13 protein-coding genes and 1 tRNA gene are annotated in these 12,570 nt (G+C 71.8%); 8 read left to right on the top strand and 6 right to left on the bottom strand.

From position 1 onward, the window contains the following. Nucleotides 1–105: 105 nt before the first annotated feature. The gene (locus tag ACLQ2N_RS21160; RefSeq protein ID WP_425815266.1) at nt 106–1,461 is read left to right on the top strand and encodes a radical SAM protein; all 1,356 of its coding nucleotides are present in this window, start codon (nt 106–108) and stop codon (nt 1,459–1,461) included. A 4-nt stretch (nt 1,462–1,465) separates the two neighbouring features. Here ACLQ2N_RS21160 and ACLQ2N_RS21165 read toward each other — a convergent pair whose 3' ends face one another. Next, nucleotides 1,466–2,350, bottom strand: coding sequence for a LysR family transcriptional regulator (locus ACLQ2N_RS21165; RefSeq protein WP_425815268.1), 885 nt, complete (start codon nt 2,348–2,350; stop codon nt 1,466–1,468). A 115-nt stretch (nt 2,351–2,465) separates the two neighbouring features. On the opposite strand from ACLQ2N_RS21165, the gene ACLQ2N_RS21170 reads away from it, so the two are divergent. Both ACLQ2N_RS21170 and ACLQ2N_RS21175 read left to right on the top strand, forming a co-directional pair. Further along, nucleotides 2,466–3,338: an oxidoreductase gene (locus ACLQ2N_RS21170; protein ID WP_425815270.1), complete on the top strand. Its 873-nt coding sequence runs from the start codon at nt 2,466–2,468 to the stop codon at nt 3,336–3,338. A gap of 147 nt (nt 3,339–3,485) precedes the next feature. Next, nucleotides 3,486–4,037, top strand: coding sequence for a glycoside hydrolase family 25 protein (locus ACLQ2N_RS21175; RefSeq protein WP_425815272.1), 552 nt, complete (start codon nt 3,486–3,488; stop codon nt 4,035–4,037). Nucleotides 4,038–4,053: 16 nt separating this feature from the next. On the opposite strand, the gene ACLQ2N_RS21180 is transcribed toward ACLQ2N_RS21175, so the two are convergent. Continuing rightward, the gene (locus tag ACLQ2N_RS21180; RefSeq protein WP_425815274.1) at nt 4,054–4,461 is read right to left on the bottom strand and encodes a glyoxalase/bleomycin resistance/extradiol dioxygenase family protein; all 408 of its coding nucleotides are present in this window, start codon (nt 4,459–4,461) and stop codon (nt 4,054–4,056) included. 56 nt (nt 4,462–4,517) lie between these two features. On the opposite strand from ACLQ2N_RS21180, the gene ACLQ2N_RS21185 reads away from it, so the two are divergent. From ACLQ2N_RS21185 to ACLQ2N_RS21200, 4 genes are all read left to right on the top strand, one after another. After that, nucleotides 4,518–4,979: a MarR family winged helix-turn-helix transcriptional regulator gene (locus ACLQ2N_RS21185; RefSeq protein WP_425815276.1), complete on the top strand. Its 462-nt coding sequence runs from the start codon at nt 4,518–4,520 to the stop codon at nt 4,977–4,979. 35 nt (nt 4,980–5,014) lie between these two features. Beyond that, complete coding sequence (locus tag ACLQ2N_RS21190; protein ID WP_425815278.1) at nt 5,015–5,293, top strand: hypothetical protein; 279 nt, start codon at nt 5,015–5,017, stop codon at nt 5,291–5,293. Between the two features lie 110 nt (nt 5,294–5,403). Beyond that, on the top strand, nt 5,404–6,885 hold the full coding sequence (locus tag ACLQ2N_RS21195) for a carboxylesterase/lipase family protein (protein WP_425815280.1): 1,482 nt from the start codon (nt 5,404–5,406) through the stop codon (nt 6,883–6,885). A gap of 366 nt (nt 6,886–7,251) precedes the next feature. Next, a complete protein-coding gene (locus ACLQ2N_RS21200; protein WP_425815282.1) occupies nt 7,252–8,394 on the top strand; it encodes a S1 family peptidase in 1,143 nt (380 codons plus the stop codon). Nucleotides 8,395–8,491: 97 nt separating this feature from the next. On the opposite strand, the gene ACLQ2N_RS21205 is transcribed toward ACLQ2N_RS21200, so the two are convergent. The 3 genes from ACLQ2N_RS21205 to ACLQ2N_RS21215 form a co-directional block, all read right to left on the bottom strand. Then, nucleotides 8,492–8,564 (bottom strand) — tRNA-Asp (locus ACLQ2N_RS21205). A gap of 92 nt (nt 8,565–8,656) precedes the next feature. After that, a complete protein-coding gene (locus ACLQ2N_RS21210) occupies nt 8,657–9,706 on the bottom strand; it encodes a PhlD (protein ID WP_425815284.1) in 1,050 nt (349 codons plus the stop codon). Nucleotides 9,707–9,818: 112 nt separating this feature from the next. Continuing rightward, nucleotides 9,819–10,649, bottom strand: a complete 831-nt coding sequence (locus ACLQ2N_RS21215) for a helix-turn-helix transcriptional regulator (protein WP_425815286.1) — start codon at nt 10,647–10,649, stop codon at nt 9,819–9,821. Between the two features lie 721 nt (nt 10,650–11,370). On the opposite strand from ACLQ2N_RS21215, the gene ACLQ2N_RS21220 reads away from it, so the two are divergent. After that, nucleotides 11,371–11,574, top strand: coding sequence for a cold-shock protein (locus ACLQ2N_RS21220; protein ID WP_018552900.1), 204 nt, complete (start codon nt 11,371–11,373; stop codon nt 11,572–11,574). A 75-nt stretch (nt 11,575–11,649) separates the two neighbouring features. Here the strand turns inward: ACLQ2N_RS21220 and ACLQ2N_RS21225 are convergent, their stop codons facing one another. Further along, nucleotides 11,650–12,252, bottom strand: a complete 603-nt coding sequence (locus ACLQ2N_RS21225; RefSeq protein WP_425815288.1) for a hypothetical protein — start codon at nt 12,250–12,252, stop codon at nt 11,650–11,652. Nucleotides 12,253–12,570: the final 318 nt, after the last annotated feature.

Raw genomic sequence — 12,570 nt, forward strand, 5'->3', positions numbered from 1 at the left:
GGGAGTGACGCATCCGGCAGCGGGGACGAGAACGCTCCGCGGCCGTGGTTCGTTGCACAGACGTCGCATCCGGAACACGTCGACGACCGACCGAGGAGCCCGCACATGCCCAGCCGTACCGATCCCAGCCGCACCGAGCCCGGCACCGCAGACCGCACCCGGCTCGTCGAACGGCTGATGGAGCAGTTCCCCCACGTGCCGCGCGAGGCCGTCATCAAGGAGGACCTGCTGCGCGGCGGCGTCGCCTTCGACGAGTCCGCGCTCAGCGACAACGAGGGCGGTGACGTCAAGCCGAAGTCGTACTTCATCTTCTCCTTCGACCACGGCACCCTGCCCGAGCTGGGCGCGGCCGCCCTGCGCCGCCCGCCGGAGGAGATCGTGCTCACCGGCGGCCCGTACGAGCTGCGGCGCACCGTCGTCTCGGTGCGCGTCAACCCCGCGTCCCCGTACCGCGTCGCGGCGGACGCGGACGGGATGCTCGGGCTCTACCTCGACGGCAGGCGCATCTCCGACGTCGGCCTGCCCCCGATGCCCGACTACTACCGGCACACGCTCGCCAACGGGAAGTCCGTGATGGAGGTCGCCCCGACCATCCAGTGGGGCTACCTCGTCTACCTCACGGTCTTCCGCGTCTGCCAGTACTTCGGCGCGAAGGAGGAGTGCCAGTACTGCGACATCAACCACAACTGGCGCCAGCACAAGGCGGCGGGACGGCCCTACACCGGGGTGAAGCCCGTCGAGGAGGTGCTGGAGGCGCTGGAGATCATCGACCGGTACGACACGGCGAAGACCTCCACCGCGTACACCCTCACCGGCGGCGCCATCACCTCGCACATCGGCGGCCGGGACGAGGCGGACTTCTACGGCCAGTACGCCAAGGCCATCGAGGAGCGTTTCCCGGGCCGCTGGATCGGGAAGGTCGTCGCCCAGGCCCTGCCCAAGGCGGACGTCCAGCGCTTCCACGACTACGGGGTGCAGATCTACCACCCCAACTACGAGGTGTGGGACCGGCGGCTGTTCGAGCTGTACTGCCCGGGCAAGGAGCGCTACGTCGGCCGTGACGAGTGGCACCGCCGCATCCTCGACTCCGCCGACGTCTTCGGTGCGCGCAATGTCATCCCGAACTTCGTGGCCGGTGTGGAGATGGCCGAGCCGTTCGGCTTCACCACGGTGAAGGAGGCCATCGACTCGACCACCGAGGGCCTGCGCTTCTTCATGTCGCACGGCATCACCCCGCGCTTCACCACCTGGTGCCCGGAGCCGACGACCCCGCTCGGCAGGACCAACCCGGACGGGGCGCCCCTGGAGTACCACATCCGGCTCCTGGAGTCGTACCGCGCGACGATGGACGAGTTCGGTCTCAGCTCGCCCCCCGGTTACGGCCCGCCCGGAGCGGGGAACGCGGTGTTCTCCGTCAGCTCCTTCATGGACAGCCTGCCGGCCGCCCCCGAGGCGGACTGAGCGGTCACGCCTCCGAGACCAGCTCGCGCACTACGCGGGCGAAGCCCCGCACCAGCGCCGTGTCCGCGCCGTCCGCCCAGGCCAGGACCACGCGCAGCGGCTCGACGTCCGTGAGCGGCACCCAGGACAGGTCGGGGCGCGCGTAGTAGCGGGCCATGCTCTCGGGTGCGAAGCAGATCGCGGACCCCTGCGCCACCTGCTCCAGCATCTCCTCGACGTTGTCGTTGGTCGGCCCCCAGACCGGGGCCGACCCGTCGGGGCGCGGGTTGACGGCCCACCAGTCCACCCACGGCCGGGGCGCCCGCCGCGTCCACAGCAGCGGCTCGTCCTTGACCTCCAGGACGGAGACGCCGTCGCGGGACGCCAAGGGGTGCCCCGTGGGCAGGCCGACGACGCGGGGCTCGGTGTGCACCGGTTCGTACGTCAGCCCGGTCAGGTCGTTGGGCAGCCAGACGAACGCCACATCCGCGAGGCCGTCCCGCAGTGCGTCGGCCTCCTGCCCCCAGTCGTAGCGCTTGGGCGCCACCCGCACCCCGGGATGGAGGCGGGCGAACTCCGCCCGCGCCCTGGTGGTCAGTTCCCCCGCCCCGCTCGCCTCGAAGCCCACCCGCAGCACACCCGTCTCGCCCCGTGTGTGCCGCTCGGCCGCCGCGGTGACGCGCTCGGCCTGGCGCAGGGTGAGCAGCGCCTCGGCGATCACATCGCGCCCCGCCGAGGTGGCTGAGACCCCGCCCGCGTGGCGGTCGAAGAGCTTCACCCCGAGCTCCGTCTCCAGACTCTTGAGCGCGTACGAGAGCGCCGGCTGGCTGACGTAGAGCCTGCGGGCGGCCCGGCCCAGGTTCTCCTCCTCGGCTATCACCGTGAGGTAGTGCAGCTGGCGCAGTTCCATGGCGAGATCATAAGTCGTCTTTATCGCTCCGAAGAATCCATGTCTTGGACCGTTCGCGAACGCGGATGACATAAATGAATCACCGCAACGCGCCGACGACAAAACGGAGTTGGACATGGACGCCGCACCCGCCACCCCCGCCCGCGACAACGCCCCGGGCCGCGTCTGGCTGATCACCGGCGCCTCCTCCGGCTTCGGCCGGTCCATCGCCGAGGCCGCCCTCGCTGCCGGCGACACCGTCGTGGCCACGGCCCGCCGCCCCGAGGCGCTCGACGCCCTCGTCGCCGCGCACCCCGACCGCGCGGTCGCCGTCCGGCTCGACGTCACCGACACCGCCCGCATCGCCGACGTCGTCGCGGACACCGTGCTCTGGTACGGACGGATCGACGTGCTCGTGAACAATGCGGGCATGGGGCTCATCGGCGCGGTCGAGGAGACCAGCGACCGCGAGCTGCGCGACCTCATGGACCTCCACTTCTTCGGCCCCGCGGCCCTGGTCCGGGCCGTGCTGCCGCACATGCGCCGCAACGGTTCGGGCGCCGTGGTCCAGATGAGCAGCATGGGCGGCCGGTTCACCTTCCCCGGCGTCGGCGGCTACTCCGCGACGAAGTTCGCCCTGGAGGGCCTGTCCGAAGCCCTGGCCGCCGAGGTGGCCCCGCACGGCGTCAAGGTCCTCATCGTCGAACCCGGCTCCTTCCGCACCGGATTCGCCGGCGGCGGCGCCCTGCGTCAGTCCGCGCCGCTGGACGCCTACGCCGACACCGTCGGCCCGGTCCGCAACGGCCTGCCCGACTCGGACGGCAAGCAGGAGGGCGACCCCGCCAAGGCCGCCGACGCCATCCTGACCGCCCTGGACGCCGAGAACACCCCGCTGCGGCTGCCGCTCGGCAACGACGCGACGGACGCCGTGCTCGGCGCGCTCGACGCCTCCCGCGCCGAAACACTGGCCTGGGAGAAGGTCAGCCGCTCCACCGGCTTCGACGTCTGACGGCCGACGGGCGTGTGCCCGCCCGCGCGTGTGTGCCGGAGCGCGCGCCCCGGCACACACGCGCATTCGTGCTTCGCGTGAGGGTGGGAAGCGGGTGATCAGGGAAAGTAAGCGGAACAGAGCACCCCGATTGTAAAGGTGGCGCCCATGCTGCACGGTGTCGATGTCAGCGCCCATCAGTCCTCGTTCGACACGGACGGAGTGGACTTCGTCTTCATCAAGGCCACCGAGGGCCGTTCGTACGTCAATCCACGCCTGACCGACCAGACCAAACGGGCCCGCGACGCCGAATGCGTCGTCGGCTTCTACCACTTCCTGTGGCCCGGACACATCACGGCGCAGGCCGAGTACTTCCTGAGCAAGGCGCCGGAGAAGGCCGGGGACCTGCTCGCCGTCGACTGGGAACAGAACGGCGAGGGCACCCGGCCGAGCAACGCCGAGAAGGACCGCTTCATCCGCGAGGTCAAACGCCTGCGGCCGCACCACCGGGTCCTGCTGTACTGCAACCGGTACTTCTGGCTGAACCACGACACCACGTCGTACGCCGGGGACGGGCTCTGGATCGCCGACTACGTGAAGGCGGGCCATCCGCGCATCAAGGCGTCGTGGCGCATCCACCAGTACACCGACCGGCCGCTCGACAAGGACGTCGCCGACTTCTCATCCCGCTCCGCCATGCGCGCCTGGGCGCGGAAGTGACCTCGGCCGCCACCGGTCAGTAGGACTGCAGCTCCACGAGAATCCCCTCCGGGTCGCGTACATGGGCGGTGCGCAGCCCCGGCCCCCACTCCGGGCGGTCGCACGCGGGTGCGGCCGGCTCCGCGCCATGACCGAGGCAGACGGCCAGACCCGCGTCGACGTCCGCCACGCGCAGGACGAGCATCGACCGGTCCTGCGCCGGGGGCGGGTCCGCGGGCAGGTGGGTCGTACCGGCGACCGCCGCCATCGCGCTCCGGTCGAACAGCACCAGCACGCCCTGGCCCTCGACGTCCCAATGAGCGTACGGCCCCGAGGCGTTGCCGCTGGCCCGTACCGCACCGATCAGCTCCGGCAGCACGGCGTCGTAGAACCGGAAGCAGTCGGTGAACCGGTCGACCAGCAGGCGGGGATGCAGCGCGTCCACGGAGTCTCCTTCAGTAGGTGCACACCCATCATGGGGTAGGCCCTACGATATACCTGATGAACGAAACCCCTCCCAGTCTCCTGGGCCTCACCACGTACCTCATGTCCAAGACCGGCAAGGCGGCGCGCGGCAGGCTCGCGGACCGCCTCGCCGAACGCGGGCTGAGGCTCTGGCACATGGCGGTGCTCGCCGCGCTGGCCGACTTCGGCCCCCATGTGCAGCGTGAACTCGCCGCGCGGCTCTCGATCGACCGGAGCGACGTCGTGAAGATCGTGGACGGGCTCGGCGCGTCCGGCCTGGTGGAGCGGGCCCGCGACACCGCCGACCGGCGCCGCGTCACGGTCACCGTCACACCGGCCGGCCGGGCCCTGCTGGACGGCCTCAAGGCCGAGGCGCTGGCCGTGCAGGACGATGTCCTCGCGCCCCTGGCAGCCCATGAACGCGCCCAGTTGGCCGCCCTGTTGCTCCGCGTCCATGACGGGGTGCGGGAGAACGGCCCGGTGCGGCCAGGTCGCTGACCCGATCGGGGCGCCGGGTGCGGCAGAATTCCCCGGTGACCACACCCGCGGCCCAGCCGCCTCGTGACCGCGCGCTCGGACGCGGCATCACCACCCTCATTCCGCAGGCCGCGCAGGCCGCGCAGGCCACACCGGCCGAACAGGCGGCGGCCGTACTGACCGCCATGCGGTCCGTCCCGGTGCGCGTCGGCGTACTCCAGGCGGCGGTGGTGCTGCTGGAGGAACGGGTGCGGGCCACGGAGGACGAGGCGGAGCGGGCCGCGGCGGCGACCACCGTGGCCATGCTCCGCAGCGCCATCGGACAGGCCGGCTGACCAACTCCTTGATCACTTCCGTCGAATTCCATCGCGTCGACGCAGGGAGTGGGCCATCCTGATCATCGCTCCCGGCCCGGGAGCCGCGATCGAAGGACAGGCGGGACGCGTTGGCGAACAGCGGTGTGTACGAGACGGCAAGCGGTCGGGTACGCGGACGTACACCGCACGGCGACGTCGTCGCGGTCCTCGGAATCCCCTACGCCGAGCCGCCGTTCGGCGACAACCGCCTCCGGGCCCCACGCCCGCGCGCCCCGTGGCCCGGTGTCCGCGACTGCACGGAGTTCGGGCCCGTTCCGCCCCAGTCCGCCGAGCTGCCCGGCGCCCCCACCTGGTCACCCGGCGACGAGGACGTCCTGAGCCTCAACATCTGGACCCCCGCCGCGGCGGCGGGCCCGCTGCCCGTACTGGTCTGGATCCACGGCGGCGCCTACACCTTCGGATCGAGCGCGCAACCGGACTTCGACGGCACGGCGCTGGCTCGCACCGGCCTCGTCGTCGTCACCCTGAACTACCGCGTCGGCTTCGAGGGCTTCGGCCACCTCCCGGACGACGCCTGCCCGCCCAACCGGGGCCTGCTCGACCAGATCGCCGCCCTCGAATGGGTCCGCGACAACATCGCCGCCTTCGGGGGAGACCGGGGCGACGTCACCCTGGCCGGACAGTCGGCCGGAGCGACGTCCGCGGTCTGCCTGATGGTGATGGACCGCGCCCGCGGGCTCTTCCGGCGGGTGATCGCGCACAGTGCGGTCGGCCCCGTCTTCGCCCAGGAGCTCGCCGAGCAGGTCACGGCCCGCGTCGCCGCCGCCGTGGGGAAACCCCTGACCGTGGCCGCCCCGCAGGAACTGCTGCAGGCTTCGGACCGGGTCGTCGGGGACTACCGGGAGGACCCCGGCTCGGGGGCGCTGCACTGGGACCCGGTCATCTACGGCCCGGTCGCCGACGGACACCTCCTGCGCGACGACCCGCTGGCCCTCCTCGCCTCCGGAGCCGCCCGGGACGTCGGCCTGCTCGTCTGCCACACGACCGAGGAGTACTGGCTGATGGACGCCGTCGGCAGCAGCGTCCCGGTCCCCACGGACGAGCGGCTGCACCGCTTCGCCGCCGACTTCGGCCTGCCGTCCGGGCTCGTCGACGGGTACCGCGCGCTCATGCCGGGTGCCGGGCCGCACGACGTCCACCTCGCCGTGTACGGGGACCTGATGTTCGGCGAGTACAGCACCCGGCTCGCCGAGGCCCACGCGGCGGCGGGCGGCCGCGCCCACCTCTCCCGGTTCGACCGCAGGGGCGGCGGAGTGCGTGCCTGGCACTGCGCCGACGTGCCCTTCGCCTTCGGCAACGTGGACGACGAGCGCACCCGGTTCCTCATCGGCGGCGCCGCGCCGACGCCCGAGGACCGGGCCCTCGCGGACCGGATGACCTCGGCCTGGGCCGCGTTCGCCGCCACCGGTGACCCGGGCTGGGAGCCGGGCGCCGGACGCATCAGGGTCTGGGGGACGCCGGACCGCGCGGCGGCCTCCGGACACTGGCGGGACAGCGACGCGGTGCGGGCGCTGTGGGACACGTACACCTACCGGCCGGCCCGCTCCTGACGCGGCGCCGGCCGTGAGGGGGCACGGCGGGGGCAGTCGCGGCGGCCCCGGCCCTCGCGGACCCTGCTGAACCTCCCGGGGCTCTTCCGGCAGCCCGCCGTCGAGGCCGGTGGCCGGCGGCGGCCCGGTCGCCCAGGCGCGACGTGACCCGTCGGGCTCCTCGTGGTGAAGGACGTAACCCTCAAGGGATGAGTACGGCAGCTCGGCGGGCGGCCCGTACGGTCACCCCTGTCATTGGCATGGACCTGCTAACAGCATCTCCGCTACAGTCCGGAACGGCACACTCTGAGAGCGCTCTCACGGAGGGCGCCTCGGACGCCTGCTGTTCCTCCCCCACCCAGCCGGAACAACAGAAGGGCCAAGACCTTGAGACGCTCCACAGCCTTGAGGACCGCACTCTCCGCCGTACTCCTCCTCGGAGCCTGGGCGGGTGCGGGCTTTCCCTCGGCCTCCGCCGCCGACACGCCCGCACCCGCGCCCGCATCCGACGGCCTGCTCACCGCCATGCAGCGCGACCTCGGCCTGACGGCAAGCCAGGCAAAGACGCGGATCGCCCAGGAGAAGACCGCCACCGCGCTCCAGCCGATGGCGCGCCACGCCGCGGGCGCCGCGTACGGCGGCTCCTGGTTCGACCCCGCGACCGGTGGTCTCACCGTCGCCGTCACCGACGCCCGGCAGGCGGACGCCGTACGGGCCACGGGTGCCGCCGTGCGGATGGTGACGTACACCGAGAAGCGCCTCGACTCGGTCAAGTCGAAGCTCGACAAGCTGGACGCCCCGCAGGGCGTCAGCAGCTGGCACGTCGATCCCCGCACCAACTCGGTCGTGGTGGACGTCGTCGCCTCGCAGCGTTCTGACAACGATGTCCAGGCATTCGTGCGGAAGGCGAGGGCGGCCGGGCCGGTCACCGTCGAGCAGACCGCCGAAGCGCCGCGCACCTTCTCGGCCGGGACCGTGGGCGGTGACCCGTACTACACCGGGAACGTACGATGCTCCATCGGCTTCTCCGTCCACGGCGGCTTCGTCACGGCCGGCCACTGCGGCCGGGCGGGTGCCGGGGTCAGCGGCTGGGACGGCTCGTTCATCGGCAACTTCCAGGGTTCGTCGTTCCCCGGCGACGACTACGCCTGGGTCAGCGTAGGCAGCGGCTGGTGGACTGTTCCCGTCGTCCTCGGCTGGGGCACCGTCTCCGACCAACTGGTCCGGGGCTCCAACGTGGCCCCGATCGGCGCCTCGATCTGCCGCTCCGGCTCCACCTCGCACTGGCACTGCGGCAATGTGCTCGCCACCAACGACACGGTCAACTACGCCCAGGGCGCGGTCTACCAGATGACCAAGACAAGCGTGTGCGCGGAGGGCGGTGACTCCGGAGGCTCCTTCATCAGCGGCGACCAGGCGCAGGGTGTCACCTCGGGTGGCTGGGGCGACTGCAGCTCCGGCGGCGAGACCTGGCACCAGCCCATCAACGAGATCCTGAACCGCTACGGGCTGACGCTCCACACCGCCTGACGGTTTCCGCGGAATCCGGGGCCCGCCGAGCGGAACGGCGGGCCCCGGGTGCGTGCCGGGCCGTCAGGCGAGACACAGGTCGCAGCGTCAGGACGGGGCGGGCCGACCGGATTCGAACCGGCGTGCTCCTACATGACGTGAAGGCGCGACGACCTCTGCGCTACGGCCCACCCCGGCGGGCAGCCTACCTGCCGCGCGGCCCCGGGACTCAGGCCCTGTCACATCCCGGGCAGCCCGCACACCTTGCCCCGGCCCCGGCCGCTCAGGCGGTCCAGGTCCCCCGCAGCGCGGCCGTGGCGAAGCCCGGCCCGTACGCGACGGTGATCCCGGCGGCGCCGGCCGGCGGCGGTTCGGCGTGGGTGCGCTCGAGGATGCGGAGCACGGAGACACCGCCGAGGTTGCCCTCGTCGGCGAGGGTGGCGGTGGAGTGCCGGGTGTCGTGGGCGTCGAGGCCGAGCGCCGTCGCCGTGTCGCTGATGATGCGCGCGCTGCCGGGGTGGATGACCCCGAAGTCCACGGGGGACCGGCCCAGCCAGTCCAGCAGACTGGGCAGCACGTCGTCCGCCGCGCTCAGCGCCTCCTTGGTGCTGTCGAAGTGGAATCCGGCCGGATCGACGCGGCCGGCGTACCGGGTGAGGCTGTCCGGCAGGACGTGCTCGTAGGTGTCGGCCGGGGATCCCACCCGGAAACCGGGGCCCAGCGGGGCGTCGGTGACGAGGGTCGCCGCAGCGCTGTCCCCGAACAGCACCTTGTAGATCATGTGCTCGACGGCGTCGTCCTGGTGGTTGTACACGGCGGAGATGACCTCGGCGGCGACCACCAGGACCGTCGCGCCCGGTCTCGCGGTCACCAGGTCGACGGCCCGGATCAGCGCCTGGGTGCCTCCCGCGCAGGCCAGCGTCGTCAGGGCGATCCGGCGGACCTCCGGCCGCAGACCCAGGCGGTCGATGAGGTGGATGTCCATGTTCGGGACGGACCAGCCGGTCGAATGCGTCGTGATGACGGCGTCCACGTCACCCGGCTCCAGCCCGTACGCCCGGAGCGCCCCCCGTGCCGCCTGCTCCGCCATGTCCAGCGCGTCGGAGAACGCCGCCGCCCCCCGGGCCGCGACACCGGCGTCCCCCGACACGGTCGGAGCCGCCAGCGGCCGGGTGAAGTACCTGCTGCGCACCCCGGTGTTGGCCACGATGCGGAGGACCGCGGCGAGCCGCGGGTGGTCCGGATGATGGGCGCGGATATCGTCCGCGATCTCCCCGGTGGTCACCTTGTGGGCGGGGAACACGGTGGTGGGGCGGGCTATGTAGGCAGGCACGACATCCTCCGGCGGGCACGGTGCGGCGGCGATGTGGGGGTGGCCACAACCTAAGCCACAAACGGCCGTTCCGCCCTGATCACACCACCGCGGGAGCGCCGGAGGGAAGTGTTCACGGCGCGCGCAGGACCGGAACGCGCGTGTGCGCACGCCGCGCGCCCGCGTGGAAGACGAGAACGATCATGCGCGCCCCGGGGGCCGCCATGGGCTGTGCCGCGCACATCGTCACCCACCCCGGACCGTCGACGGCGTGGCGGATGGGCCGTTCGTCGCCGTCGGGATGGATGTGCGCGCCGCCCGACTCCCAGATCTGCGCACACTGCGGATCGGCCAGCACGTCCTTCTCGAGCCGGCGGAGCACCTCGTCGTCGGGCCGGCTGGCCAGCGCCGCCCGCAACTGCGGCACGACCAGCGGGGCCCAGGCGGTGTCCCAGTCGATGAGCATCTCGCGGCCCTGCGGTTCGAGGAGCATCCACCGCATGGTGTTCGTGGGAACGCCCCCGGCGGGGAACAGCCGCGCGAACCCGTCGTTGTGCGCGATGAGCTCCCAGGAGGCGTCGGTGATGTACGCGGGGTGGGTCATCCCGTCGATGGCCTCCTGCCACACACCCGGCACCTCCTTGCCCGAGCGGGCGGTGAGCGGGCCCGGCGGGTCGCCTATCCCGGCGTACCGGCACAGTGACACCCACTCCTGCTCGTTGAGGGCGAAGAGCATGGCGACATCGCGGAGGAATCCGGTGTCCGGCCTCGGCCAGGCGCCGGACTCCAGCCGGCGGTAGGTGCCTGGTGTGCGGTGCAGCAACTGGTCGACCTGGTGCTGCGACAGCCCGGGTGCGCGCCGCCCTTGGCGGGACGAACGGTGGAAACCGTGTCCGGTGGGGTCGATGAGTGCACGTCGGACTCTGAGCAGTGTCCGCAGTGCCGTCTTGTCGGTGTTGGTCATGCGATCAAATCCCCCGCGTATGGGCCCGCTTGCGCGGGCGTGAGCCTAATTGGCGCTACGTGGCTTAGCGCTAAAAACTAGACGTAGAAAACAGTCTGTTTACCTTCCATGCTGGACCGCGTGAGGCAGCGGACCGCGGCTCTTCGGGGCGGTGGGCCCGCGCCTGACGTGCGGTCTTCCTGCTGTCCTCTCCTGGCAATGTTCGCAGCCGGAATTCCGCACCCGTTCAGAACGGTGGCGGGAAGGGCTTGACCAGCAGACCGTATTTCGCCCCTGGCGGGGCGGACGGTCCGGCACGGTCCGCTGATCTGGCTCTTTCCGCCACCCACCTCGGTCTCCCGGGCCGAGGCGGGGCGGTACTCGGTGCGGTCGGCAGCCCCCCTGCCGGCCGCACCATTTTCATCCCGGGGGGCACTGCTCCATCCGGAGCCGGACCGTCCCGGCGCGGTGCTCCGGTACGGTGACGCCGCCGCGGACGCCACCACCGCCCCAGGTGCCTGGTGAGTACGGCCCCATCAGCGGCTTTCCCCCGCATCCGGTGCGACGCGAAGTCGTTGCTCTCTGGTGGAGAGGGGCTTCGCCATGTAGCGTCACAGCCGGAAGTCGTGGTTCGCCGAAACCGCCCGTGCTCCGGCGCGGGCGCCTTGCTGTGCAGGGGGCGGGTCAGGACACCCATGGGACCGCGTGGTGCGGCTCCCGATATCGACTGAGAGGCACCGGCATGGCCAGCGGAACCGTCAAGTGGTTCAACGCCGAAAAGGGTTTCGGCTTCATCCAGCAGGACGGCGGCGGGCCGGACGTCTTCGCTCACTACTCGAACATCAACGCCACCGGCTTCCGTGAGCTCCAGGAGGGCCAGGCGGTGACCTTCGACATCACGCAGGGCCAGAAGGGCCCGCAGGCGGAGAACATCACGGCCGCCTGACGCCGCAGTACCACCGTCCGGCCCCCTGGGAGCGTGCTCCCCGGGGGCCGGACGTGTGTCACGTCCCCGTGCCGCTCAGCCGGCCACCGGTGCCTCGTCGCCCTGGGACGCGGCCGGCGCGGTCGCGGTGTACATGGCCGTGCCCTTCTGGATGCCCTTGCCCACGACGCCCCGCTTCACCAGGGTCTCCAGGGTGTTGCGCACCACCTGTACCGAGGTGCCGCGCTCCGGGTGCGTCTTGGTCAGATCCGCGTGCACCTCGCGCACCAGGCGCGGTTCGCCCAGGGGCATCAGGGCGCGGATGAGCTGGTGCAGGGGAGCGCCGGCCGAGGGCGCCGCCTTCTTGCCGCCGGCCCTGGCCCGGGACGGCCTCGCCTTCGCGCGTCCGGCGGGCCGGGGGCCCGGGACGGGTGTGCCGGCGGGGGTGTCGTCCTCCGCGGGCTGCTCCCCGGTGCGCGGCGCGCGACGCTGCCGAGGGGGCGCCGTCTCTCCCGGCAGCGCGGCCTGCATCCCGGTCAGCCAGGTCTCGTCCGCCCTGAGCTGTTCCAGGCGGGTCCGCAGCCGCTCGATCTGTGCGGTGAGCTCCCTCTGCTCCGCACGGTTGTCGGTGAGATCGGTGGCGAAGCGCTCGGCATACATCGTCTGTACGCTCTGTGACGCAGTGTCCGCGTTGTTCATGATGGTCCACACTCCTCGGGCCGGGGTTTGCTGTCGCACGCCCCCATTCACCACCCGGAAGGGCGCGAAAGGCGCACAGTGTGCCCAAGATCCAGCCGAAGGGATGAACGCCCGGCCGGGGACGGGAGTGGTCTCCTCCGCCGGGAGCCGACGAGGGGTCGGATTTCACAACTCCGTTTGTGTGTACAGATCTTGCATTGACGGACGCGTGTGCTGTTCATAACATCGCAACACCTGAAGCCGTGAATGACCGGATCTCGCCGTCGGCGAGACCGTTCGGCCGCCGCGGTATCCCCGTGCCGTCGCGTCGCTCCGTCC

This window comes from Streptomyces sp. DT224 (assembly GCF_049844595.1).
GTDB lineage: Bacteria > Actinomycetota > Actinomycetes > Streptomycetales > Streptomycetaceae > Streptomyces.